22 protein-coding genes are annotated in these 23,404 nt (G+C 65.3%); 4 read left to right on the forward strand and 18 right to left on the reverse strand.

Going from position 1 to position 23,404, the window contains the following annotated elements; translation table 11 throughout:
• Nucleotides 1-38: 38 nt before the first annotated feature.
• Nucleotides 39-338, forward strand: coding sequence for a hypothetical protein (locus XH93_RS07365; RefSeq protein WP_194472999.1), 300 nt, complete (start codon nt 39-41; stop codon nt 336-338).
• A 49-nt stretch (nt 339-387) separates the two neighbouring features.
• Here XH93_RS07365 and arfB read toward each other — a convergent pair whose 3' ends face one another.
• From arfB to ileS, 6 genes are all read right to left on the reverse strand, one after another.
• Complete coding sequence (gene arfB / locus XH93_RS07370) at nt 388-807, reverse strand: alternative ribosome rescue aminoacyl-tRNA hydrolase ArfB (RefSeq protein ID WP_194473000.1); 420 nt, start codon at nt 805-807, stop codon at nt 388-390.
• Between the two features lie 319 nt (nt 808-1,126).
• Nucleotides 1,127-2,464 (reverse strand): pitrilysin family protein, encoded by a 1,338-nt coding sequence (locus XH93_RS07375; RefSeq protein ID WP_194475022.1) that lies wholly within the window; start codon nt 2,462-2,464, stop codon nt 1,127-1,129.
• Nucleotides 2,465-2,502: 38 nt separating this feature from the next.
• Entirely contained in the window at nt 2,503-3,891 is a 1,389-nt protein-coding gene (locus tag XH93_RS07380) for a pitrilysin family protein (protein ID WP_139480958.1), read from the reverse strand.
• 218 nt (nt 3,892-4,109) lie between these two features.
• Nucleotides 4,110-4,832, reverse strand: a complete 723-nt coding sequence (locus XH93_RS07385; RefSeq protein WP_194473001.1) for a hypothetical protein — start codon at nt 4,830-4,832, stop codon at nt 4,110-4,112.
• 100 nt (nt 4,833-4,932) lie between these two features.
• The gene (gene lspA, locus XH93_RS07390) at nt 4,933-5,430 is read right to left on the reverse strand and encodes a signal peptidase II (protein WP_246799503.1); all 498 of its coding nucleotides are present in this window, start codon (nt 5,428-5,430) and stop codon (nt 4,933-4,935) included.
• Nucleotides 5,427-8,441, reverse strand: a complete 3,015-nt coding sequence (ileS, locus tag XH93_RS07395) for an isoleucine--tRNA ligase (RefSeq protein WP_194473003.1) — start codon at nt 8,439-8,441, stop codon at nt 5,427-5,429. The genes lspA and ileS overlap by 4 nt, the downstream gene beginning before the upstream one ends.
• Before the next feature lie 504 nt (nt 8,442-8,945).
• Between ileS and XH93_RS07400 the strand changes: the two genes are divergently transcribed.
• Nucleotides 8,946-9,176 (forward strand): hypothetical protein, encoded by a 231-nt coding sequence (locus tag XH93_RS07400; RefSeq protein WP_194473004.1) that lies wholly within the window; start codon nt 8,946-8,948, stop codon nt 9,174-9,176.
• An 809-nt stretch (nt 9,177-9,985) separates the two neighbouring features.
• Here the strand turns inward: XH93_RS07400 and XH93_RS07405 are convergent.
• Both XH93_RS07405 and XH93_RS07410 read right to left on the reverse strand, forming a co-directional pair.
• On the reverse strand, nt 9,986-10,513 hold the full coding sequence (locus XH93_RS07405; protein WP_194475024.1) for a sugar O-acetyltransferase: 528 nt from the start codon (nt 10,511-10,513) through the stop codon (nt 9,986-9,988).
• A gap of 17 nt (nt 10,514-10,530) precedes the next feature.
• Complete coding sequence (locus XH93_RS07410; RefSeq protein WP_194475023.1) at nt 10,531-11,502, reverse strand: bifunctional riboflavin kinase/FAD synthetase; 972 nt, start codon at nt 11,500-11,502, stop codon at nt 10,531-10,533.
• Between the two features lie 215 nt (nt 11,503-11,717).
• Between XH93_RS07410 and XH93_RS07415 the strand changes: the two genes are divergently transcribed.
• Nucleotides 11,718-12,113, forward strand: a complete 396-nt coding sequence (locus XH93_RS07415; RefSeq protein ID WP_016844467.1) for a response regulator — start codon at nt 11,718-11,720, stop codon at nt 12,111-12,113.
• Between the two features lie 889 nt (nt 12,114-13,002).
• Here XH93_RS07415 and XH93_RS07420 read toward each other — a convergent pair.
• The 7 genes from XH93_RS07420 to uvrC form a co-directional block, all read right to left on the reverse strand.
• A complete protein-coding gene (locus XH93_RS07420; protein ID WP_194473005.1) occupies nt 13,003-13,857 on the reverse strand; it encodes a TIGR01459 family HAD-type hydrolase in 855 nt (284 codons plus the stop codon).
• A 15-nt stretch (nt 13,858-13,872) separates the two neighbouring features.
• Nucleotides 13,873-15,288 carry an EAL domain-containing protein gene (locus XH93_RS07425; protein WP_194473006.1) on the reverse strand — a complete coding sequence of 472 codons (1,416 nt, stop codon included), beginning with the start codon at nt 15,286-15,288 and terminating at the stop codon, nt 13,873-13,875.
• 157 nt (nt 15,289-15,445) lie between these two features.
• Nucleotides 15,446-16,417 carry a 50S ribosomal protein L3 N(5)-glutamine methyltransferase gene (gene prmB, locus XH93_RS07430; RefSeq protein ID WP_194473007.1) on the reverse strand — a complete coding sequence of 324 codons (972 nt, stop codon included), beginning with the start codon at nt 16,415-16,417 and terminating at the stop codon, nt 15,446-15,448.
• Entirely contained in the window at nt 16,417-16,884 is a 468-nt protein-coding gene (locus XH93_RS07435; protein ID WP_194473008.1) for a molybdenum cofactor biosynthesis protein MoaE, read from the reverse strand. Before XH93_RS07435 ends, prmB begins: the two co-directional genes overlap by 1 nt.
• 7 nt (nt 16,885-16,891) lie before the next feature.
• A complete protein-coding gene (gene moaD / locus XH93_RS07440; protein ID WP_194473009.1) occupies nt 16,892-17,143 on the reverse strand; it encodes a molybdopterin converting factor subunit 1 in 252 nt (83 codons plus the stop codon).
• Entirely contained in the window at nt 17,140-17,754 is a 615-nt protein-coding gene (pgsA, locus tag XH93_RS07445; protein ID WP_139480947.1) for a CDP-diacylglycerol--glycerol-3-phosphate 3-phosphatidyltransferase, read from the reverse strand. Before pgsA ends, moaD begins: the two co-directional genes overlap by 4 nt.
• Nucleotides 17,755-17,948: 194 nt before the next feature.
• Entirely contained in the window at nt 17,949-20,030 is a 2,082-nt protein-coding gene (gene uvrC, locus XH93_RS07450; protein WP_194473010.1) for an excinuclease ABC subunit UvrC, read from the reverse strand.
• Nucleotides 20,031-20,294: 264 nt separating this feature from the next.
• Between uvrC and XH93_RS07455 the strand changes: the two genes are divergently transcribed.
• Nucleotides 20,295-20,915, forward strand: a complete 621-nt coding sequence (locus XH93_RS07455) for an outer membrane protein (protein WP_194473011.1) — start codon at nt 20,295-20,297, stop codon at nt 20,913-20,915.
• Nucleotides 20,916-21,144: 229 nt separating this feature from the next.
• Here XH93_RS07455 and XH93_RS07460 read toward each other — a convergent pair whose 3' ends face one another.
• From XH93_RS07460 to XH93_RS07470, 3 genes are all read right to left on the reverse strand, one after another.
• On the reverse strand, nt 21,145-21,360 hold the full coding sequence (locus XH93_RS07460; protein ID WP_066502379.1) for a cold-shock protein: 216 nt from the start codon (nt 21,358-21,360) through the stop codon (nt 21,145-21,147).
• A 255-nt stretch (nt 21,361-21,615) separates the two neighbouring features.
• Nucleotides 21,616-22,476 carry a 23S rRNA (adenine(2030)-N(6))-methyltransferase RlmJ gene (locus tag XH93_RS07465; RefSeq protein ID WP_194473012.1) on the reverse strand — a complete coding sequence of 287 codons (861 nt, stop codon included), beginning with the start codon at nt 22,474-22,476 and terminating at the stop codon, nt 21,616-21,618.
• 143 nt (nt 22,477-22,619) lie between these two features.
• Nucleotides 22,620-23,306 (reverse strand): ribonuclease T2, encoded by a 687-nt coding sequence (locus XH93_RS07470; RefSeq protein ID WP_194473013.1) that lies wholly within the window; start codon nt 23,304-23,306, stop codon nt 22,620-22,622.
• Nucleotides 23,307-23,404: the final 98 nt, after the last annotated feature.

Consider the following 23,404-nt stretch of genomic DNA (forward strand, 5'->3'; position numbering starts at 1 on the left):
CCGAACCGTCCCGCGCAAATCATATCCAGGAGCAATGGATGAAATTAGCGAAGACTTTCGCGATCGCGTTTGCTGCGTCGGCACTGCTCGCCGGCCCGGTGCTGGCACAGGGCACGTCGACCCAGAGCCAGACCGGCGCCGGCATGCAAGGCCGCGGCACGATGCAACAGGGCGCGCCGGCGGGCGGCGCCGACGAGGAACTCAACGCGCAGGGCGGCGCGGCGACCGGCAAGGGCGGCGTCGCCGCCAAGAGCGGTGCCAAGGGCACGGTCGGTGCCGGCGGCAGCACGCGCAAATCGACCGGGTCCGAGTCGGCGCCCGGCATGAAGAAGTACTGATCGCGATAGCCGGATGCAGCGCATCGCGCGCTGCATCCGTTTCCCGGATTCAATCGTCGAAGCGGCGGGCGCCGCGCCCGGCCTTGATGTCGCTGCGGCGCTTCTTGCCCTCGAGGCGGCGCTGCTTGGAGCCGAAGGTCGGCTTGGTCGGCCGCCGCGGCGTCGGCCGCACCAGCGAGGCTCGCAGCAATTCGAGCAAGCGCTCGATCCCGTCCGCCTTGTTGCGTTCCTGGGTGCGGAAGCGAAACGCCTGGATCACGATCACGCCGTCCTTGGTCATGCGGCTGCCGGCGAGGCGGACCAGCCGCTCGGCGGCATCCGGCGGCAGCGCGATCTTGCGCGTGTCGAAGCGCAACTGCGCCGCGGTCGAGACCTTGTTGACATTCTGCCCGCCCGGACCCGAGGCGCGCACAAAGACGATCTCGATGTCGTTCTCGTCGATCATGAGGTCGCGGGACACCCGCAGCATGGCAGCACCAGGGAGGAGGAATCGGCGGGACCAATGTAGCGGGTTTGCGTGGCGGGTGCTGCGTTGATGCTACGTCGCGTCTGCGGCCGGTGTGCGCGGCCACCCCTCTCCCCAACCCTCCCCCGCAAGGGGGGAGGGAGCCCATCCGCCGGTGCGTCCCTTACTGATCCCACCCAATGGACATCGGAGTTTCAACACGATGTGAGGTGAGCACGCCTCTCAGGCTTCCTCCCCCCTTGCGGGGGAGGGTGGGGAGAGGGGTGGCCGCAACGGAAGCGCCAGTAGGAAGCGCAGCAAACGAGCCGCGCAGCGACCCGCCTCAGTTCGCCTTCGGCGGGGCCGAGACCGGCTGCGCGGCGGCTTGCGGGGTGCGGCCGACGATGGCGGTGAGCAGGCCGTCGCCCCACAGCTTCCTGGCGACCCGCTTGGCATCGTCGAGCGTCACCGCGTCGACGAGGGCGTTGCGCTTTTCGATGTAGTCGATCGGCAGCCTGTCAAGCTGGTACTGCAGCATTGCCTGCGCCAGCTTCGAGGAGGTATCGAGCGCCAGCATCTGCGAGCCCTTCAGATACGATTTTGCCTCGTCGAGCTCCTTCTGGGTCGGGCCTTCGTCGGCGATGCGGCGGATTTCCGCGTTGATCGCATCGACGGTCTCGCCGGCGCGGTCGGCGCGGGTGCCGGTGTTGCCGATGAACAGCGCGGAGTGATCCATCCAGAGCAGCGCCTCATAGATCGAGTAGGCGAGCCCGCGCTTCTCGCGCACTTCCTTGTAGAGCCGCGACGACAGCCCGCCGCCGCCGACGATGTGGTTCACCACATAGGCCGCCATGAAGTCGGGATCATGCCGGCGAATGCCGGGGCCGCCGAAGGTGACGACGGTCTGCGGCACGTCGAGCGGGATGAAGGCGCGCTGCGGCGGCTTGGCCGCGACGATATCGGGCACCGGCGTCAGCTCGGCCTTGGCCGGCAGGTCGCCAAAAGTCTTGTCCAGGAGCTTGCCGAGCGTGTCGGGGTCGACGTCGCCGACAACAGCGATCCGCAGCGTGTCCCTGGCGAGATTGCGGCGGGCATAGTCCTTGAGGTCCGCGATCTCGATCTTCGGCACGCTGTCGAGCGTTCCGGTCGCCGGGCGGCCATAGGGATGATCGCCGAACGCGAGCTCGAGGAACTTGCGGCCGGCCAGCGACGACGGATTGGTCGATTCGCGGCGCAGATTCGCGATCACCTGGGCGCGGATGCGCTCGACGTCCTTGGGCTCGAACCGCGCCGAGGTCAGCGCCATCCGCAGCAGGTCGTAGGCTTCGTCCTTGTTGTCCTTGAGCATGCGCAGCGAGCCGCGGAATTGATCGCGGGTCGACTGGAACGAGAGCTCGATGGCGCGGCGCTCCAACCGCTCATGGTAGGATTTGGAATCGAGATCGCCGGAGCCTTCGTCGAGCAGGTCGGCGACCAGATTGCCGACGCCGGGCTTGCCGGGCGGATCCTGGCTGGCGCCGCCGCCGAAGGCATATTCCATCGCGATCAATGGCACGGTCGCGTCCTGCACGAACCAGGCCTCGATGCCGCCGGGCGACACCAGCCGCTGGATCTTGGCCGCGGCCTGCGAGGGAGCGGAGGACAGCGCCAGCATCGCGGCGCAGGCGCCGCCGATCAGCATTGTGCGACGCGTGAGAGTGCGGCGGGTGAGGGAATAAATCACGAGCGCTTCTCCTCGCGTTTCGGCGCAGTATCCTTGATCAAATAGCCGGTCACCGACCGCTTCTTGTCCAGCCAGGTCGCCGCGGCTGCTCGCACCTGCTCGGCGGTGACGGCACGGATGCGATCGGGCCAGCTCCTGATGTCCTCGATGCTGAGCCCGGTGGTCAGCGCGCCGCCATACCAGCGCGCCAGCGTCGCCTGGTTGTCCTGGGCGTAGATCGCTTCCGCAATCAGCTGGGTCTTGACCCGTTCGAGGTCCTCGGCGCGCGCGGTGTTCTGCGCGAGGTCGGCGATCACCTTGTCGATCGCATCCTCGATCTGCGCGAACTCGACGCCGGGCTTCGGCGTCACCGAGATCGAGAATTGCGACGGATCGAGCGCGGTGCCCTGATAGCCGGCGCCGGCCGAGATCGCGAGACCCTTGTCGATCACCAGCGAGCGGTAGAGGTAGGAATTGGCGCCGCCGCCCATCAATTGCGCGAGCACGTCGAGCGCCTGGCTCTCGCCGGCCGCCGCCGTGGTCGCCGAGGGCACCAGATAATAGCGGCGCAGCCCGGGCTGCTCGACCCGCGGATCCGACAGCGTCACGGTGCGCGGCGCGGCCGGCGTCGGCTCCTGCGGCCGCACGCGCTTCTCGGGGATCGCGCGCTGTGCCGGGATCGGGCCGAAATTCTTCTCCACCAGCGGCTGGACATCCTTGAGCTCGACGTCGCCGGCGATCACCAGGATCGCGTTGTTCGGGGCGTAGAAGCGCTTGTAGAAGGCCAGCGCGTCCTCGCGGTCGAGCTTCTCGATCTCCTGATGCCAGCCAATCACCGGGCGCCCGTAGGGGTGGTTGAGATAGAGCGCGGCCATGATCTGCTCGGTCAGCCGGGCGTCCGGATTGTTGGCAACCCGCATGTTGAACTCTTCGAGCACGACGTCGCGCTCGGGCAGCACGTTCTCGTCCTTGAGGATCAGGCCGGTCATGCGGTCGGCCTCGAACTCCATCATGGTGGCGAGCTGCTCGCGCGGCACGCGCTGGAAGTAGCCGGTGTAGTCGACCGAGGTGAACGCGTTCTCGTTGCCGCCGACCCGCAGCACGGTCTGCGAGAATTCGCCGGCCGGGTGCCTGGCGGTGCCCTTGAACATCAGGTGCTCGAGGAAATGCGCCAGCCCGGACTTGCCGGGCGTCTCGTCGGCGGAGCCGACCTTGTACCAGATCATCTGGGTGACGACGGGCGTGCGGTGATCGGGGATCACCACGACCTGCAGGCCGTTATCGAGCGTGAAGCTGGCGGGGCGTTCCGAGGTGACGGTGGTCTGGGCGCGGAGGCTGCCGGCCGACAGCGGGATCGTGGAAACAAATGCGGCAATGAAAAGTGCGATCGATCGGCGTGCGGACATCACTATCCTTATGAAAGCCCGGACATGGCCGGGGCAGGAGACGCGGCATCGTACACGGTCGTTCCCGTGCCGGAGGTCACGAAGCGGAGAGACGTGAGCCGCTCCGCATTAAGCTTTGCTCATGTAGCTCTTTGTTCGAGCATGATCTTTCGGAACACCGCGTCGCGCTTGGCGTCAACGCGGCCCTCCGGGTTCCGGACCATGCGCGGCGGCCGACCCTACTGCACCGGCTTGCCGGTCTGGATGTCGTATTCGCCTTCCCTGACCAGCGGCTTCATCGGGCCCGTGCCATAGGCAAAGTTCGACGACGGCGTCTGGTAGCCGGGGGGCGGCTCGGTCAGGGTTGCACGCGGCGGCTCACCCTTGAACGGCGAGGACTCGCTGCTGTTGCCCTTGAACATGCCGAGCAGGCCGCCGCTGTAGCCGAGCTGGTTCGGCATCAGCGAGGGATTGGTGGTGACGCCCGGCTCGATCGGGTCCTTGCTGTTGGTCGCGGTCTGCTGCTTGCGGCCGGCCTCGATCTCGGCCGGGGTCAGCGGCATGGCCTGCTGCCAGTGCTCCTTCTTGACTTCCTTCTTGCGCGCCTCGATTGCAGCCTTGCGCTTGGCGACATCGGGATCCTTCGGCCAGTTCGGTGCGTCGGCCTTGGCGGCGGAAGCCGGCGGCGGCAGGTCGAGCTTCGGCGGCACCACCAGCGGCGAGCGCTCGCGGTAATCGATGCCCTTGCTGGCCGCGCTCTTGGCGCCGAGGCCGGTCATCAAATTGTCGACGATCCGCTCTTCGAAGGTCAGGCCGTCGTCGTCATCGTCGTCGCCGGCACGCACCGGGCCCGCCGTCATGACGAGGCCGATACCGGCCGCGACAAACGCCAGGCGCAGGCCGCGCAGCAGCGCCGGTCGGGACGTCTCGATCAGGTAAAAGCGGGCTTTGGTAGTGCGCATCGCGCCATCCCCATTTCAGAAATTCCGCAAGGCGGTCACTGGCTTAGGCACAGTTCCGCCGGACGCAGGTCGACCGCCGACCGGCTCCTATCGGCCGGGATCAGGGCGCTTTTGCGGCGGGTGCCCCCAAGAGGGAATCATACAGGAGCGCCGCCACACCGGCAACGATGGCCACGTCGGCGAAGTTAAACACGTACCAGCTGAAGGTTTTTTCGCCGATCTCGATATGAAACAGGGCGAAATCGACCACCGCGCCATAGGCGAAGCGGTCGATCCCGTTGCCGATGGCGCCGCCGATGATCAGGCCGAGCGACACCGTGGCGAGCCAGGTCCGCGACCGCGCCATCCAGATCGCCAGCGCGATCACCGCCGCCGCCTTGATCACCATCAGGGCGATCTGGGCCGCCGGGCTCTCGCTCTGGAACCAGCCGAAGCTGATTCCGGGGTTCCAGGCCAGCACCAGGTCGAAGAACGGCGTCACCCGCACGGGGGCGTGGCGAGCGATTTCCAGCACGTAGAGCAGCCAGAGCTTTGAGGCCTGGTCGGCGATCAGGGTGATGACCGCCGCCAGCACGCCGGCGCGAACGGGAGGGCTCAAGCCGTGACCCCCAGCGCCTTCCACTCCCGCAGCGCCTGCGCGTCGCGCGGCGAGACATCGGGATACTCGGGGTCTTCGCCGACCGTGGGCAGGATCTTCCACGACCGCGCGCATTTGGTGCCGACCGCCTTCTCGACCACCACGGCAACGCCGGGCACGCCGTCGAGACGGAAGGCGCCCGCCGGTGCCTCGCCCTCGCGCACTTCGTAGCTCGAGGTGATGCAGATCTCGGCGAGGTCGACGTCGAACAAGGTCGCCAGCAGGGCCCGGTCGGCGACGTAGATCACCGGCGAGGCCTCCAGCGACGAGCCGATATTCTTGGCGGCGCGTTCGGGCTCCAGCGCGCCGGTGACGACGCGGCGGACATCGCGGATCCTCTCCCACTTCGCGGCGAGCGCATCATCGCGGAACTGCGCGAGATCCTCGGGGAACAGGGTCAGATGCACCGAGGGCTCGGCGCCCGGCCGGTACATCCGCCAGGCTTCGTCCGACGTGAAGCTCAGGATCGGCGCCAGCCATTTCAGGATCGAGTCGCACAAGAGGTCGATCGTGGTCAGCGCCGCCTTGCGCGCCACCGAGGATGGCGGATCGCAATACAGCGTGTCCTTGCGGATGTCGAAATAGAACGCCGACAGCTCGGAATTCATGAATGCCGCAAGGCTCGCGACCACGGTCTTGTAGTCGAAATCGGCATAGGCCTTGCGGATGGTCTCGGCATGGCCGGCCAGTTCGTGCAGCATCAGCCGCTCGAGCTCGGGCATCTCGGCAACGGCGACCTTCTCGGCTTGCTTGAAGTGATGCAGCGTGCCGAGCATCCAGCGGATCGAGTTGCGCAGCTTGCGATAGGTCTCAATGGTGTTTTTGAGGATCTCGGGCCCGATGCGCTGGTCGTCGGCATAGTCGGTGGCGCAGACCCACAGGCGCAGGATATCGGCGCCGGAATCCTTGATCACCTTCTGCGGCTCGACTGTGTTGCCGAGCGACTTCGACATCTTGCGGCCGTTCTCGTCGAGCGTGAAGCCGTGGGTCAGCACGATGTCGTAGGGCGCGCGGCCGCGCGTGCCGGCGCTCTCCAGCAGCGAGGAGTGGAACCAGCCGCGATGCTGGTCCGAGCCTTCCAGATACATCACGGTGTCGTCGCCGCCGTCGATCTTGCGGACGATGTTGCCGAGCTGCGGGAAGTTCTGGCGGTCCTCCAGCACGAAGGCGTGCGTGGAGCCGGAATCGAACCAGACGTCGCAGATGTCGTCGACCTTTTTCCAGTCCTCGGATGCGCGGGAGCCGAGGAAGCGCTCGCGGGCGCCGTCCATGTACCAGGCGTCGGCGCCTTCCTCCATGAAGGCTTCGGTGATGCGCTGGTTGACCACCTCGTCCTGCAGGATCTCGGCCGAGCCGTCGCCCTTCTCGCGCACGAACACGGCGATCGGCACGCCCCAGGCGCGCTGGCGCGAGATCACCCAGTCGGGACGATTGGCGATCATGCCGTTGATGCGGTTTTCGCCGGCCGGCGGCACCCATCGCGTCACCGAGATCGCGTGCAGCGCGCGGGCGCGCAGCGTGTCGCCCTTCTTGGCATGACCGTTCTCGTCGATGGGCTTGTCCATCGCGATGAACCATTGCGGCGTGTTGCGGAAGATCACCGGCTTCTTGGAGCGCCAGGAATGCGGGTACTGGTGCTTGAGCCGGCCGCGCGCCAGCAGCATGCCTTTCTCGATCAGCGCCTTGATCACGGCCTCGTTGGCGTCGCCCTTCTCGCCCTTGTCGGTGATCACGCGCCTGCCGGTGAAGCCGGGGGCGTGGATTGTGAAGGCTCCGTTTTCGTCCACCGTGTAGGGGATCGCGGTCGGGATGCCGCGCGCGTCAAGCTCGCGCGCATTGGCCATCCAGACGTCGAAGTCCTCGCGGCCGTGGCCGGGCGCGGTGTGCACGAAGCCGGTGCCGGTGTCGTCGGTGACGTGGTCGCCCGACAGCAGCGGCACGGTGAATTCGTAGCCGCCACTGAGGCCGCGCAGCGGGTGGGCGCATTCGACGGCGTCCAGCGTGTCGCCGGGGATGTCGCGCACCTTCTCGTAGGCCGTGACGCGGGCCTGCTTGAACACCTCGGCGGCGAGCGCATCGGCCAGGATCAGCAGATCGCCGGTCTTGGCCCAATTGTCCGCCGGCGCGTCCGTCACCTTGTAGAGACCATACGCGATCTTCGGCGAGAACGAGATGGCGCGGTTGCCGGGCAACGTCCACGGGGTGGTGGTCCAGATCACGACCGAGGCATTGGCGAGCGCGCCATGCGCCGGCGAGGTGACCGGGAATTTCACCCACACCATGTCCGAGGTGTAGTCCTCGTACTCGACCTCGGCCTCGGCCAGCGCGGTCTTCTCGACCACGCTCCACATCACCGGCTTGGAGCCGCGATACAGCGTGCCGTTGGCGGCGAACTTCATCAGTTCGCGGGCGATCGCAGCTTCTGCCGGATAGGTCATCGTCTCGTAGGGATGGTCCCAGTCGCCGATGATGCCGAGCCGCTTGAACTCCTCGCGCTGCACGTTGATCCAGTGCGTCGCATAGGCGCGGCATTCCTTGCGGAACGCCACCATCGCGGCGGAGTCGCGGAAGTCGGGCTTCTGCTTGCCCTTGGAGCGGTAGTTCTCCTCCTCGATCTTCCATTCGATCGGCAGGCCGTGGCAGTCCCAGCCCGGCACGTAGTTGGAGTCGAAGCCGAGCATCTGCTGGCTCTTGGTCACGACGTCCTTGAGGATCTTGTTCAGCGCATGCCCGATATGGATGTTGCCGTTGGCATAGGGCGGGCCATCATGCAGCACGAACTTGGCGCGGCCCTCGGCGCTCTGGCGCAGCCGGTCGTAGAGGCCGATCTCGTTCCAGTATTTCAGGATTTCCGGCTCGCGCTGGGGCAGGCCGGCGCGCATCGGGAAATCCGTCTGCGGCAGGTAAAGGGTCTTGGAATAGTCCCTAAGGTCAGTCTTTTGGGCGTCGGTCTTTTGCGGCTTGTCGGACATGAAGGCTCTGATTTTGGCAGGTGCGGGCGCGGATACGCGATCAATCGCGGGTGAAACGGCAAGGTCCCGGTCTTGCGCCGAGCCTTGAGCTCAGGCGGAAGCCGGGCCGCTAATCCGTATGATGCGCCGCGAAAACATGGGGTTTCCCATAGCAGCCGGGCGGCGAAATCGCAAAGCCCCGATTGCCCGCGGAACGGCCCGGGGGACCGTCCCCTGGAGCGCGATTAAGCCAGCTTGAAGCGGTTTGACCGCGGGTTCGGTCCACCTCGCCCCGACGGGGAGAAGTCGACCTGCGCAGCAAGTCGGGCGAGCGCCGCAGCTCCAACAAGGACCATAACCCCTGCGCCGGGCGCATAGCTGAAACTTCGCTTCGGCGTCGCAACGTGTTCGCAACTACCGGAGTAATCCCGGGTGTTTCTGGAAAGGGTGATGGATTTCCGAAGGACTTCTTGCTCGCAGCCAAATTAGGGAGCTTAGTCGGTTTGGGCGACAGGAGGTCGCCAAATGCGCGATTATCAGGCCTACATCATCGGCGATGATGGCCATATCAAACAGCGGATTGATCTTTGCTGCGCTGACGAAAACGCTGCCAAGGAACGGGCCAAATCCTTAGTAGACCGCAATTCCATTGAGTTATGGCAATCCGATCGCTTGATTGCGACGATTCATCCCGATCCGATCAAGACCAGCAGCGCCGCTGGCTGGATCAAGAGCTGGCTGCGGCCAGCGAACTAAGCGCCCGCTCTCCCGGCAACTTTTGCTGGAACATGGTGTTGAATCGCTATGCCTAGAGCCATCGTTATGCCTAGACCTATTGCCATTACGCTCATGAGTTTGGCCGCAGCCTGCCTGTCTGCGTTCGCAATCGCGGCAGCTCTTATGATTCATTGAGGGGCCGCCGGATTCCACCGGCGGCCCGCCGGCTGTTGAGGAGGTTGATGAACGCTGGATGAACGCCCGGCCGGCGCAATGGTTGCTGCGCCGCTGACGGGCGGCTGGTAGGCAATAATGATCAGAGCTAGGTTTAGCGGTCGGCCAGTCCCGACGTTCCGAGAGACAGGGAGTTTGCAATGGCAAGACCATCGACACTTCCACCTCAAGTCTTTGATCATGCGCCCGACCAGGCGCTGGCCCATCTTCCGACTGAGCTTCCTCCATCACCGACCAGTCCCGACGTAACCCTGCCCCAGCACGCGCTAGATGCGGTCGAGCACATAAATACGCTGGGCGTGAACCATCTGCCTGATTTCTTCTCCTGAATTGCGACGACGGCTACGATGGAAGCCGCTCAGTTGGCGGCCTCTTTCATGTCGATGGCTTGCCGATGCGCGCTAGAGCAGGATGGGATTAGGTTGAGCTGACGCGGCAGCGGAAGTTCACCTCTCCCTTGGGAGAGGTCGCGCCGAAGGCGCGGGTGAGGGGTTACGGTCTCTCGTTGGGGCTGCGGCCCCTCACCCGATTTGCCGCGCAAATCGACCTCTCCCCGTCGGGGAGAGGTGGACCGAGCCCGCGGCCCAACCGATTCAACCTCACTTCATCACGCGCTAGGCAGCCCGCGGCCGGGCCGGGTTTCCCGCCACGGTCGCGCCGGGCGCGACGTCCCTTGTGACCACGCTGCCGGCCCCGACCAGGGCGCCATCGCCGATGCTGACGCCGGGCAGGATGATCGCACCGCCGCCGATCCAGACGTCGCTGCCGATCCGGATCGGGCGGCCGAATTCGAGGCCGGTGCGCCTTGTCTCGGCGTCGCGCGGATGGTCGGCGGTATAGATCTGCACCGCGGGCCCGATCTGGGTGCGGTCGCCGATCGTGACCTCGACGACGTCGAGGATCACGCAATTGAAGTTGAGGAACACGCCGTCGCCGAGGCTGATGTTGGTGCCGTAGTCGCAGAAGAACGGCGGGCGGATCACCGCACCCTTGCCGACCTGCTTGAGACGTTCGCGGAGCAGGGCGTGCCGTTCGGCGATCGGCGATGCCAGCGCCGCGTTGTAGCGCGCCATCCACGCCTTGGCCGCGGCCTGATCGGCGGCGAGCTCATCATCGGTGTAGTAGAGCTCGCCCGCCAGCATTTTTTGCTTTTCAGTTTTCAATCAATCGCTCCGAGCCTTGGGAACGCACCCGGCGCCGCGGCAAGGGCCGCGCGCGCGCGTGCGCTGTCGTCATCCATCTGGCGTATCAACGCCTCGATGGTGTCGAATTTCAGCTCGTCACGAATGAAACCGATGAAGGCGACGTCGAGCACCTTGCCGTAGAGGTCGCCCTTGAAGTCGAACAGGAACACTTCGAGCAGCGGCGCGCCATTGTCGAAGGTGGGGCGGCGGCCGAAGCTTGCGACGCCGTCGAACCGCTCGGAACCAAGGCCGACCCGTACCGCATAGATGCCGTGCTTCAGCCCGCAATGCTTGTCGAGGCGGAGATTGGCGGTGGGATAGCCGAGATCGCGGCCGCGCTTCTCGCCATGGATCACCGCGCCGGTGACGAACCAGGGGCCGCCGAGCATCGTGGTGGCGTCGCCGATCTCGCCCTCGGCGAGCGCCATGCGGATCGCGCTCGAGGACACCGGGCGCTCCTCGATGTCGACATGGGCCTGCACGTCGACCTCGATGCCGAGCCGCGGCGCCTCGCTGACCAGAAGGCTCGGCGAGCCGACCCGGCCCTTGCCGAAATGGAAATCGTAGCCGACCGCGATGCCGCTGATGCCGAGCCGGCCGATCAGGTCATGGTGAATGAAGTCCTGCGCCGTGGTGCCGGCGCGCGCCTTGTCGAAGGTCATGACCACGGCGCCGGCGAGCCCGGTGGCCGCGAGAAGACGCAACTTGTTGGTCTCGTCCGTGAGGCGGAATTGCGGGGTGTTCGGGCTGAAGAATTTGCGCGGATGCGGCTCGAACGTCACCGCCAGCGCCGGCACGCCGTGCGCCTTGCCCATCGCCAGCGCCGCCCCGATCACGGCGCGGTGACCGAGATGGACGCCGTCGAAATTGCCCATCGCGACCACGGCGCCCTTCGGGATGACGCTTGCGGGGGTGTTGTCGCGGATAACGGTAAAGCCGGTGCTCATTTCAGGCATTGTTCAAGGATTCTTAAGCATGATTGTCGCGCGCCGGACGGTGACGCGGCGGCGGATGATAAGTCAAGCGCGGCGAATATCGCGTCAAATCCGTAACAATCCGGCTCTTGCCGGTTAACGCGCTGTTTAACGCCAGCTGTTAGTGGTCTGCGGGAAAGCTGCGGCTCGCGCAGAAGCGTAATTGCAAGTGTGGTTTGGGGGAAAAGATGGCGGTTGATTTGTCCATGCCGGTTCTGGTGGTTGATGACTACAGCACCATGATCCGCATCATCCGGAATCTTCTCAAGCAGCTTGGATTCGAGAATATCGACGACGCCTCCGACGGTTCGGCTGCGCTCAACAAGATGCGCGGCAAGAAGTACGGCCTGGTGATTTCCGACTGGAACATGGAGCCGATGACCGGCTACGACCTGCTCAAGGAAGTCCGCGCCGATCCCAACCTCGCCACCACGCCCTTCATCATGATCACGGCGGAATCCAAGACCGAGAACGTGATCGCGGCCAAGAAGGCCGGCGTCAACAATTACATCGTCAAGCCGTTCAACGCCGCCACGCTGAAGACCAAGATCGAGGCGGTGTTCCCGGACATGGCGACGGCGTAAGACGCCCGTCCATCGCATCGACTGAATTCTCGTCATGCCCGGGTTCGTCCCGGGCATTCGCGTCTTATGAACCTGAAACGATGATTGTTTCCGGCGGCCTACTTTCTTGCGTGCGTTGCGGCGCCAGAGTTTGAACGGGTGGTGTTGGTGGAGATTTGACGGACTTCTCCGGCATTAGGTAGCAAACTCACCTAGGCGTGTCTGGGAGGGAGCTGCCTCCTTCGCTACAATCTCCGCCCATGAGACCGAGGCTGTCGACTAGCGACGATACCGTTTTCATTCGAAGGCTCGCTCCGCTCCTCCTTGGGTTCGGAGTGTTTGGATTGCTTGTCGGCCTAGCCTTCGGAGGATGGCTCTATGGAGCGATCTTTGGTTTCTTCGCGATCGCAGAAGTCCTGATCAATCACCTGTCGGCACGCATTTACCAGAGACGCCAGGCGAATAAGTGAGCCTTGTTTTGAGCGTGCATGCCCTTGCGGCGCTTGCGCCATAATACCGGAAACGTCAGTTGCAGAAGCTGGCAAATGCCAACTTCGAAAGCCCCGCGGCGAGGGCGCCGGCGCGATTTCGGAATATTGGAAGAGTACCCCTGACTTGCCCGACGTGTCAAGCGGCCTGGTCGACCGTCGGCCGCCGGCTACTTTGCATGGGGTTGTTTTTCGGCATTTTGGCAACGCCGCCCCCTTCACCTCGCCCCGCTCTTGTCCGCCGAAGCCCGCCTTCGGGCGAAGGCGGATGCGGGGAGAGATCGGATCGTATGCAGCAGAGCGGAATGCGATCCGGGTGAGGGGGTACAGGTCTATCCGCGTTCTGAACTCGTGAAAACAGCCCCTCACCCCAACCCTCTCCCCGCAAAGCGCGGGGCGAAGGGGTTAGAGAGCATTCGCCGCTACCACTTCAGCTCGCGCATCAGCGCGCGGGGCGGATGGCCGAACAGTTCCTTCACCGAGGCGGGGTCGAGCTGCTCGATGCCTTCGAACTGCTCGGAATGAATGCCGCGGGTGATGAACAGCAGATCGATGCCGAAGCCGTGGGCGCCGGCGAGGTCGGTGCGCACGGAATCGCCGATCGCCAGCACCCGTGCGAGCTCGGCCGGACGGCCGCGCCGTTCGGTGGCCAGCGCCATGGCGCGTTCATAGATCGGCCGGTGCGGCTTGCCGTAGAAGATCACCTCGCCGCCGAGCTCGCGATAGAGCTCGGCAATCGCGCCGGCGCAGTAGATCAGGCGGTCGCCGCGTTCGACCACGATGTCCGGATTGGCACACACCAGCGTGAGCTTGCGCTCGCGCGCCTTCAGCAGCATCTCACGGTAGTCTTCCGCAGTCTCGACCTCGTCGTCGAACAGGCCGGTGCAGATGATGTAGTCGGCCTGCTCCAGCGGCACCAAGGTGGCGTCGAGGCCGCGATGGATCGAGCTGTCGCGCTCCGGGCCGACCCAGAAAATCTTCTGGCCGGGATGATCAGAAACGAAATGCCGCGTCAGATCGCCGGAGGAGACGATCGCATCATAGGTCTCGTCGGCGACGCCGAGCTTGCGCAGCTGTCGCTGCACGGAATCGGCCGGCCGCGGCGCGTTGGTGATCAGGATGACGGTGCCGCCCTGCTTTCGAAACGCATGCAGCGCCGCGCAGGCCTCGGGAAAGGATTCGAGCCCGTTGTGCACGACGCCCCAGATGTCCGACAGCACGACGTCGACGCCGCCCACGAGGTCGCGCAGCCGTTCCACGAAGCGCAGCGAGGTCATGGCTGGGAATACCGGCTAATTCGGGCCGACGGCGCGGCGCACCAGCGCGGCATTGCCGGTTGCGCGCGGCGGCGCGGCGGGGCTTGAGACAGGGGCTGGAGTGCCGGTGCCATTGAGTTCCTGCGGCTTGGTCTGTGGAGGCTCGGCGGTAGCAGATGCCCCTTCGGGCCGCAACGGCCGCGGTGGCGCGAACAGGAAGCCCTGGCCGAACCGGACGTCGTAGTCGAGCAGGTCGACCACCGAACGCTCGCCCTCGATCCGCTCCGCGATCAAGTCGATGCCAAAGCGGCCGAGCAGGTCGGAGAGATCGGAGGGATGGATGTCGCTGGTCGCGCTCTGCCTGGTGTCGAGCAACAGCGCCGCCGGAACCTTGATGAAGCGGACGCCGCGGTCGGCGAGCTCGCGCGGCTCGAGCCGGAGGTCGGTGACATGGTCGATCGAGAAGCGATAGCCGCGCTGCGCCAGCGCGGCGAGGTTCTCGCTCTCGACCGGGCCGAGATTGCGGAAGGTGGCCTGCTTGAACTCGAGCACGAAGGACGGCGCCAGCGCGCGGTTGGCCTCGAGGAAGTCGAGGCATTGCGTGAAGGTGGCCGGATTGGCCAGCGTCGCCGCCGAGACGTTGCAGAACACGCCGACATCCTTGCTGCGGACCATCAGGCGGCGCAGCACCTGGACGCAGCGGAGCATCACCATGTGGTCGATGCGGCCGATCAGGCCGCCGGCCTCGGCGACCGCGATGAAGTCGTCGGCGGCCAGGATCTGGTCGCTCTCGTCGCGCAGCCGCGCCATCGCCTCGTAGTAGCGCACCTTGCGCTGCGGCAGCGTCACCATCGGCTGCAAATAGATGTCGAGCCGGTTCTCCTCGATCGCGCTCTTGATTGCAGCAAGCAGCTGGCCCTGGCTGCGCGGCGTCGGCGCGGCCGGCGCAGGGGGCGGCTCGGGTGCCGCGGCGACCGCCGGGGCCGCTGCAGCCGGTTGCTGCACATCATCGCGCGGCGGCGAGGACTGGGTTTGCGCCGGCGGCGCTGACGCGAACAGGTCCTCATGGTGGGCGACCGACGCCGCGAGCTGCTTCACCAGCCCGCCAAGCTCGTTGATCTCACCGGCGAGGCCCTGCATCCGGTCGGCGCTGGTGGAATTGGCCGAGGTGACGCGGCCCTCGACCGCGGCAAGCCGGCGGCCGAATTCGGCGACCTGGCGAGCGAGGTCGGCGGTGCCGCGCGACAGATCCGCGATCTGGTTGCCGACGTCGCTGCGGTCGCGCAGCCGCATCGAGACCGCGTTGTAGAGGATCAGGAAGGTGAGGGCGGTCAGCGCCACGATCGCCGATTCCGGGCCGCTGATGCCCGCCACCGAATACAGGACGAAGCCGAGCGAGGCTGCGACCAGCACCATGCAGATGGCGATGAAGATCGTCGAAATGCGAATCATGTCGCGCGTCCGCGGCCCCGGTCCGGATATCCCCAGCGGCTCAATCTAGCACCATTGTTGATTCGACGGGCCAGCGATCTTTGGAAGGGGCTGGAACTGCACACGATTTTCGCTTCGCCGATTCCCGGCCCCGCTGCTCGCCCGAACCCTTCGGGGATCAGAGATCGGCCGCCGCAATCCAGAACACCTCGCCCTCGGAGTCCTCGGTGTCGAGCCAGAGCAGCGGCAGGTTCGGATAGGCCTCCTCGAGGTCGTCGCGGCCGCGGCCGATCTCGCAGAGCAGCCCACCGCGCGGGTTCAGATGGCGGCCGGCTTCATCGAGAATGCGGCGCACGATGTCGAGCCCGTCCGCACCGCCGTCGAAGGCGAGTTTCGGTTCGGCGCGGCACTCGCGCGGCAGCGATGCCATGCCCTCGGCGTCGACATAGGGCGGGTTGGTGATGATGAGGTCGTAGCTGTTGTCGCCGAGCGGCTTGAACAGGTCGCCGCGGTGCAGCGTCAGGCGATCGGCAAGCCCGTGGTCGGCGACATTGCGCGCCGCGACCGCGAGCGCATCCTTGGAAATGTCCACCGCGTCGACCGTGGCATTGGGAAAGTTTTGGGCAGCGAGGATCGCAAGGCAGCCCGAGCCGGTGCAGAGGTCGAGCACGCTTTCGACCTCGGCGGGATCGCCGATCAGCGAGGTACCGTCCTCGTCGCCGCCGAAATGCGAATCCAAGAGCTCGCCGATGAAGGAGCGCGGCACGATGGTGCGCTCGTCGACGTAGAACGGCACGCCGCGCATATAGACCTTGTTGACGAGATAGGCGGCCGGCTTGCGCGTCGTGATGCGGCGCTCGATCAGGTCGAGGATCTGCTTGCCCTCGGCTGCGGTGACGCGCGCCGTCGCAAAGCTCTCGAACTGGTCGGGATGCAGATGCAGCGTCTCAGAGATCAGGAAGGCGGCCTCCGCGACGGGATCGGTGGTGCCGTGCGCGAACACGAGCTTTGCCGCGTTGAAGCGGCTGACCGCATAGCGCAGGAAATCGAACAGCGTCAAAAGTTCGCCGGCGCCGACCTTGGGCGGCTTCGGCGCGGCAGGGCCGCGCCTTGCCGGCACCTTGGCCGGCGCCTTGCTGCGCTTGGCCATCAGGATTTGGTCCAGCGCGCGGCAGCCGCGTCGTCGTGGTCGCGCGCCTCGACCCAGTTGGTGCCGCGCGCGCTCTCCTCGCGCTTCCAGAATGGCGCGCTGGTCTTGAGATAATCCATCAAAAATTCGGCGGCCTCGAACGCGGCCTGCCGGTGCGCCGAGGCGGTCACCACAAGCACGATGTTCTCCCCGGGCTCGATGCGGCCGAAGCGGTGGATGACGGTGAGGCCCTGCAGCGGCCAGCGCGCCAGCGCCTCGTCGGCGTGGCGCTGGATTTCGGCTTCGGCCATGCCCGGATAGTGCTCGAGCGTGAGCGCCGCGATCGGCTCGCCCTGCTCGCTGCCGCGGCAGATGCCGCTGAAGCTGACCACCGCGCCGACATCGGTGCGGCCACGGCTCAGCGCAGCGATCTCCTGCGCGACGTCGAAGTCGGCTTGCTGGATGCGGATGGTCGCTACTACGGACATCGGAAGGTTAGCCGCCGGTCATCGGCGGAAAAAACGCGATCTCGCGGGCGCCGGCGATGGCCGCGTCCAATTTGACATGGGCCTGGTCGATCGCGGCGCGGATTACCTTGGGTTTCTCGAACGCGTAGGCATAGGCCTCGCCGCGCGCGGACAGCCAGCCGATCAGGTCGCCGACGGTGCGCACCTCGGCCGGCGGCTCGATGGTTTCTTCCGCCTTGCCGACGCGCTCGCGCACCCAGGCAAAATACTTCACCTTCATCCCTCATCCTCCTTGATGAGGTGATGGATGCCGGCGCGGAAATAGTCCCAGCCGGTGTAGATCGTGAAGATCGCCGACATCCACAGCAGCACGATGCCGATCAGCGTGGTCGCCGGAAGGATCTGCTCGCCGGCTTCGCCAGCGATCAGAAAGCCGATCGCGACCAGCTGGATCGTCGTCTTCCATTTCGCGAGCTTGGTGACGGGAACGCTGACCCGCAGGCCGGCCAGATATTCGCGCAGGCCCGAGACCAGGATCTCGCGGCACAGGATCACGATCGCCGCCCACAGCGTCCAGCCATGGATCGAGTTGTCGGCCGCCAGCATCAGCAGGCTGGAGGCGACCAGGAGCTTGTCGGCGATCGGGTCGAGCATCCGCCCGAAGGCCGATTGCTGGTCCCACATGCGGGCGTAATAGCCGTCGAGATAGTCGGTGATCCCCGCCGCGATGAACACGGTCAGCGCGACCCAGCGCAGCCATAATGGGCCGTCCAGGATCGACTGCCAGTAGACGCACCCGATCACTACCGGGATCGCGGCGATCCGGGCGTAGGTCAGGATATTCGGAAGGGACATGGTCTTGGGCTGTCCCCGGGTCGTGGCGATGTTCATTCGTCCTACCAATACCGCTGAAACGAGAAGGTCAACCGTGCGGACACTCAACTGCGACGAAGATTAGACTAAATCGTCATCGCGCTTTAGCTCCTTGTTTAAGCACGGTCTTTTCGGAAACCCGCTTGATACCTTTCCGGATCGTGTTCCTAGATGGCCAGCCGCAGGCGACGCCCTGATGACTCGCGCCTCCTTTACCCCGGCTGGGCGTGGAAAAACTCGAAAATCTTGCGGGCACTCTCGGCGCTGACGCCGGGAACCTTGCCGAGGTCGGCGATCGAGGCCCGCTCGATCTCCTTGAGCGTTCCGAAGTGGTGCAGCAAGGCACGTTTGCGCGACGGGCCGATGCCCGGGATCTCCTGCAGGCCGGCCTCGCGGATGTCCTTCTTGCGCAGCTTGCGGTGCGAGCCGATCACGAAGCGATGGGCCTCGTCGCGCAGCCGCTGGATGAAATACAGCACCGGGTCCCGCGGCTCCAGCTTGATGGCCTCGCGGTCGGGCATGAACAGGGTTTCGCGGCCCGCATCGCGGTCCGGACCCTTGGCGACCGCCATCAGCGCGACCTGGGTCAGCCCGAGAGTCTGGAAAATCTCCCTGACCGCATTGAGCTGGCCACGGCCGCCGTCGATGATCACGAGGTCGGGCCATTGCGGGAACGCATCGTCGTCCGCCTTGTCCTGAACTTTGGCGGCGCCGTCCTCCGGCGGCTTCAGCAGCCGCTTGAAGCGCCGCTCCAGCACCTCGCGCATCATCCCGTAGTCGTCGCCGGGCGTCAGCCCCTCGGACTTGATGTTGAACTTGCGGTACTGGTTCTTGATGAAGCCGTCGGGCCCGGCCACGATCATCGCACCGACCGCGTTGGTGCCCATGATATGGCTGTTGTCGTAGACCTCGATGCGCTTTGGGGCATGCGGCAGGCCGAGCGTTGACACCATCGCCTCGAGCAGCCGGCTCTGGGTTGCGGTATCGGCGAGCTTGCGGCCGAGCGCCTCGCGCGCATTGGTCAGCGCGTGGCTGATCAGCTCCTTCTTCTCGCCGCGCTTCGGCACCGAGACCTCGACCTTGTATCCGGCCTTGACCGACAGCGCGTCGGCAAGCAGCGCGCTTTCCTCGATCTCATGCGAGAGCAGGATCAGCTTCGGCGGCGGCTTGTCGTCGTAGAATTGCGCGAGGAACGACGACAGCACCTCTTCCGGCGTGAAGGTTTTCTCGGCCTTCGGGAAATAGGCGCGGTTGCCCCAGTTCTGGCCGGTGCGGAAGAAGAACACCTCGACGCAGGAATAGCCGCCCTCCTGGTGGATCGCGAACACGTCGGCTTCTTCGACGGTGCGCGGGTTGATGCCCTGCTGCGACTGGATCGCCGACAGCGCCGCGAGGCGGTCGCGATAGAGCGCCGCGGTCTCGAATTCGAGCTCGCCGGAGGCCTTCTCCATCTCCGCCGCGAGCAGTTCCTTCACGGCGTGGCTGCGTCCCGACAGGAACTCGGTCGCCTCGCGCACCAGCTCGCTGTAGCCGGGAAAATCGATCTCGCGGGTGCAGGGCCCGGCGCAGCGCTTGATCTGGTACAGCAGACACGGCCGCGTGCGGCTTTCGAAGAAGCCGTCGGTGCAGGAGCGGATCAGGAACGCGCGCTGCAGCGCCGTGATGGTGCGGTTCACCGCGCCGGCATTGGCGAACGGGCCGAAATAGCGTCCGGGCCGCGACTGCGCGCCGCGATGCTTGAGGATCTGCGGCGCCCAGTGGTCGCCGGAGATCAGGATATACGGGAACGACTTGTCGTCGCGCAGTTGCACGTTGAAGCGCGGCCGCAGCTGCTTGATCAGATTGGCCTCGAGCAGCAGCGCCTCGGTCTCGGTCGTGGTCGAGACGATCTCGACCTGGGTGGTCGCCGCGATCATGCGCAGGATGCGTGCCGGCAGCGGCGAGCTGGCCCGCGCATAGGACGACAGCCGCTTTTTGACGTTCTTGGCCTTGCCGACATAGAGCACGTCATTGGCGGCGTTGAGCATGCGGTAGACGCCGGGCGAGGTCGGGGCGAGGCGGACCGCATTCTCGATCGCGGCATGTCCGATCGAGAGCGTGGCTTCGGCGATGGTCTCGGCGGCATCCTCCGGCGCATCCGGCAGGCGCACCTCGTCGTCCTCGTCCGCGGCGGAGGTGGCGGGATCGACGTCGCCCGTATCGAGCGTCAGATCGTCCTGCGGCAGATCGGATTTGGCGCCGCGCCGCGCCTTGCGGGGGGCTGGCGCCGGACGCTCGGAAGAATCGTGAACCATGGCCGTAAATTAAGCGCTTGAGCGGGCGGTCGCCAGCGCCCCGCGATGTTGGAAAAAGCGGTCTGATTGCAGGGGGTTATCGGACCCGTACGGCCACCGGGGCGGGTCTGTAACGGATCGTTAAGACTGCTCGGCAGGCGGTAAGGGCCCTTAACAACCCTTTAACTTAAAACTCTCGATAAACCTTAGCGAAAAAAGTGGAAATCCGTAACCACGCCGGTCGGTTGCCGGCGGGCTGCGGCAGTTGCGTGGTGGAGAGTACCGATGACCCGGTTGGTTGCGCGTGCGCTGGCGCTGCTCGTCGCAGGTTGGACGACCGCGGCGGCGTCGGCCGACCTCAGCTACGGCTCGCCCTACACCGTCACCCAGCCGCTCAACGCCTACAGCTGGGCCGGCCCCTATCTCGGCGGCAACATCGGCTACAATTGGGGCTCGGTCGCCAACAACCCGACCAAGCCGGCGGGCTTCGCCGGCGGCGTCCAGGCCGGCTACAATTTCCAGAACGGCACGCCGTTTGTGTTCGGCTTGGAGGCCGACATCCAGGGCTCCTCGGCGGACGACCGCTTCGCGCCCTGGAAGTTCTCCAATCCCTGGTTCGGCACCGTGCGCGGCCGCGCCGGCTACGCCATCAACAACGTGCTGTTCTACGCGACCGGCGGTCTCGCCTTTGGCGAACTGCGCGGCGAGACTTTCGGTCTGTCGGAGACCCACACCAATGTGGGCTGGACCGTCGGCGCCGGCGCCGAAATGGGCTTTGCTCCGAACTGGAGCGCCAAGATCGAATATCTCTATGTCGATCTCGCCAACAGCCGCTTCGCGATCACGGGCACGTCGAACGGCTACAGCTTCGGCCTGGTCCGCGCCGGCATCAACTATCACTTCTGAGAACAAGAAGACGTCGACTATCACCTCCCGGCCGCGCCTGGCGCGGCCGGGATTTTTTGTGCTGATGGTTTGGATGTCACGCGCGCGACAGCGCGGCCGCATGTTTTCGCTACACGAACGCCGCCGCTGGCATCCGCATCATGCAGCTAAGTCACGCAGCGAGCGCACGCCGTGCGCCCGGCAACCATTCACATGCAACGCTTCATTCGGCTTGCATCACGAGCCGCGCTCATGATGACACGACCAGGTTGACCGCCTTGGGGCCTTTACCCTTCTTGTCCGGTTCGACCTCGAATGTAATGCGCTGTCCTTCAGTCAGGTCCTTTAGCCCCGCCCGCTCGACGGCTGTGATGTGAACGAACACATCGCGTCCGCCGTCATCAGGCTTGATGAAGCCGTAGCCTCTCTCTCCGTTGAAGAACTTGACTGTCCCAGTCATGGCCATCGGGAAACTCCTCCCCCGTATTGCTCCCCCGCTACGCGCACGCCGCGTAGCGGTTGACCGACATTCGCTTGTCGGAAGCCTGGCCACCTGAACAGGCCGGCGTCACGCCGCCGGTCTGCCTGGATTTTATTTCGGCCTTGTCACTCCGCCGCAACCATTCGCGGAAGCGGAACGTAAAGCCAGTCGTAACAGGATGAGCATAATACGGTTCCGCGCCGATTGCCTACGATCAAATGCACTTTTCAAATGGTGCGATTACGGATGAGGCGTCTCTATTCGGAAGCGCCCAGCGCCGCCCTGGCCAAGCGGCTTTTCGAGTTCGGGCAAGATGAGTTTTAACTCACTCACCAGTGTCCATGGCGGATTCACGATCAAGAGCCCGGTCGACACGAGGCCACCACCGTATTCTTGCGGTGCCACACTGAATTCCAAACGCAGACATTTGCCGGCCGGCCGGCTCGTTGCAGCTGCTGCGGCGACGCTGCGCGCGAGGTCGTCGGTGGCTCTCCGTGATTTTACGGGATACCAGATCAGGTAAGAGCCGGTCGACCATTTTGCGAAGGCTTCGACGAAGCCGCGAGTCAGTCGTTCGAACTCGTCCTTTGCTTCGAACGGCGGATCGATCAACACCAGTCCGCGCCGCTCGTTCGGTGGCACGAAAGCAGGCAGTGCCATCCAGCCATCGAGATCGACGACACGCGCCTGGGTGTCGCGCCGCAATGCGTCGATCAGCTGTTTGCGCGCTTCAGGCTGGATTTCGCAGGCGGTGAGACGATCCTGCGGCCGCAGCAATGCTCGCGCTATCAACGGCGAGCCGGGATACGCCTTCAGTTCGGCAGCCGGATTGAACGACCTGACGATGTCGAGATAGGGCGCGATCAGCGGCAACGCCCTGTCGGTGAGCCGCGCCTGCATCAATCGCGCGATGCCGGTGAGCCATTCGCCGCCGCGCTGCGCTTCGCTCGATGTCAGGTCGTAGAGTCCGGCGCCGGCATGGGTGTCGATGACGCGGAACGGCGCGGGCTTCTCCTGCAGATAGGTCAGCATGCGCACCAGAACGATGTGCTTGATGACGTCGGCGAAGTTGCCGGCATGAAATGCGTGGCGATAGTTCATGGCCTAGCGATGCCGACATCGGGCCGGCAATGCAACCCTTGTTGCTCGGCGCGATGCGCGGCAGCAAATCGGGCGCGCAATCCCGCATTGCAGAATTCAGGGGCGGCGGGGCTCCCTTCGGGTTACTCCGTAATAGCCGAATCTCAACCGCCACGCACCGGCGGCATCACCACCTGGTCGCGGCGGCAGGCGCGGCGGTCGATCTCCTCGCAGGATCGGAACTGGAGGTCCTTGCTGAGGCAGATCCGCACCTCGCTGAGCCGCTTGCTGTCGCAGGTGATCGCGATCGCCGAGCTGCTCAGCCCCGGGTTGACCTTGATGAAGGCGGCCTCCAGCGCATCGGGCGCGATCGTCTTCGGCTCCGCCAGTTGCAGGAATTCCTCAGGGATCTTCACCGCCGCGCGGGCCTTGCGGATCGCCTCGAAATAGGCGCGCTCGCCGAGACCCGAGCAGGTGCCGTGCTTGTCCCACTCGTTGTAGATCAGCCCGGGCGCCGGCATCAGGTCGAGCATCGAGCTCATGATGCCGCGGGCCAGCCGCGGCGAGGGCCGCTGGCAATATTCCGGGAAGCCGCGCTCATATTGCGGCCACAGGCCGTGCACGACGAATGAATAGGGCCGTCCGCCGCACTGGGCCTGGGTGCCGCGGCCGTTGTTGCCGCGCTCGCTCGCCGCCTCGCAGAACGAGGGCGACCACGACAGCGAGAGCACGTAGAAATCGAACTCGCCCGGAGCGTTTTGCCGGCGGTCCTGGCCCGGCGCGCCCGTGCTGCAGAGGACCAGAACGGCAATCGAAATCAGAAATCGGGAAATTGTGACCAACCGAGGCATCAAACGCTCCCTAACACGACCGGGCCGAAACCTAGCAGGCCACAGGAACATTTCAAGAACAAAAGCGTCGCGCCGCCCGCAGGCGGGCCCGTCTGCGC

It is taken from the genome of Bradyrhizobium sp. CCBAU 51753 (assembly GCF_015291565.1).
GTDB lineage: Bacteria > Pseudomonadota > Alphaproteobacteria > Rhizobiales > Xanthobacteraceae > Bradyrhizobium > Bradyrhizobium ivorense.

Coding starts and splice junctions, on each gene's coding strand:
- XH93_RS07455 (WP_194473011.1), top strand. CDS start 20,295: ATGACCCGGTTGGTTGCGCGTGCGCTGGCGCTGCTCGTCGCAGGTTGG.
- XH93_RS07435 (WP_194473008.1), bottom strand. CDS start 16,884: ATGTCCGTAGTAGCGACCATCCGCATCCAGCAAGCCGACTTCGACGTC.
- XH93_RS07375 (WP_194475022.1), bottom strand. CDS start 2,464: ATGCTGATCGGCGGCGCCTGCGCCGCGATGCTGGCGCTGTCCTCCGCT.
- ileS (WP_194473003.1), bottom strand. CDS start 8,441: ATGTCCGACAAGCCGCAAAAGACCGACGCCCAAAAGACTGACCTTAGG.
- XH93_RS07415 (WP_016844467.1), top strand. CDS start 11,718: ATGGCGGTTGATTTGTCCATGCCGGTTCTGGTGGTTGATGACTACAGC.
- XH93_RS07365 (WP_194472999.1), top strand. CDS start 39: ATGAAATTAGCGAAGACTTTCGCGATCGCGTTTGCTGCGTCGGCACTG.
- XH93_RS07410 (WP_194475023.1), bottom strand. CDS start 11,502: ATGAGCACCGGCTTTACCGTTATCCGCGACAACACCCCCGCAAGCGTC.
- XH93_RS07405 (WP_194475024.1), bottom strand. CDS start 10,513: ATGCTGGCGGGCGAGCTCTACTACACCGATGATGAGCTCGCCGCCGAT.
- arfB (WP_194473000.1), bottom strand. CDS start 807: ATGCTGCGGGTGTCCCGCGACCTCATGATCGACGAGAACGACATCGAG.
- prmB (WP_194473007.1), bottom strand. CDS start 16,417: ATGGCCAAGCGCAGCAAGGCGCCGGCCAAGGTGCCGGCAAGGCGCGGC.
- XH93_RS07460 (WP_066502379.1), bottom strand. CDS start 21,360: ATGGCCATGACTGGGACAGTCAAGTTCTTCAACGGAGAGAGAGGCTAC.
- XH93_RS07380 (WP_139480958.1), bottom strand. CDS start 3,891: ATGTCCGCACGCCGATCGATCGCACTTTTCATTGCCGCATTTGTTTCC.
- pgsA (WP_139480947.1), bottom strand. CDS start 17,754: ATGAACATCGCCACGACCCGGGGACAGCCCAAGACCATGTCCCTTCCG.
- XH93_RS07470 (WP_194473013.1), bottom strand. CDS start 23,306: ATGCCTCGGTTGGTCACAATTTCCCGATTTCTGATTTCGATTGCCGTT.
- moaD (WP_194473009.1), bottom strand. CDS start 17,143: ATGAAGGTGAAGTATTTTGCCTGGGTGCGCGAGCGCGTCGGCAAGGCG.
- uvrC (WP_194473010.1), bottom strand. CDS start 20,030: ATGGTTCACGATTCTTCCGAGCGTCCGGCGCCAGCCCCCCGCAAGGCG.
- XH93_RS07400 (WP_194473004.1), top strand. CDS start 8,946: ATGCGCGATTATCAGGCCTACATCATCGGCGATGATGGCCATATCAAA.
- XH93_RS07425 (WP_194473006.1), bottom strand. CDS start 15,288: ATGATTCGCATTTCGACGATCTTCATCGCCATCTGCATGGTGCTGGTC.
- XH93_RS07465 (WP_194473012.1), bottom strand. CDS start 22,476: ATGAACTATCGCCACGCATTTCATGCCGGCAACTTCGCCGACGTCATC.
- XH93_RS07420 (WP_194473005.1), bottom strand. CDS start 13,857: ATGACCTCGCTGCGCTTCGTGGAACGGCTGCGCGACCTCGTGGGCGGC.
- XH93_RS07385 (WP_194473001.1), bottom strand. CDS start 4,832: ATGCGCACTACCAAAGCCCGCTTTTACCTGATCGAGACGTCCCGACCG.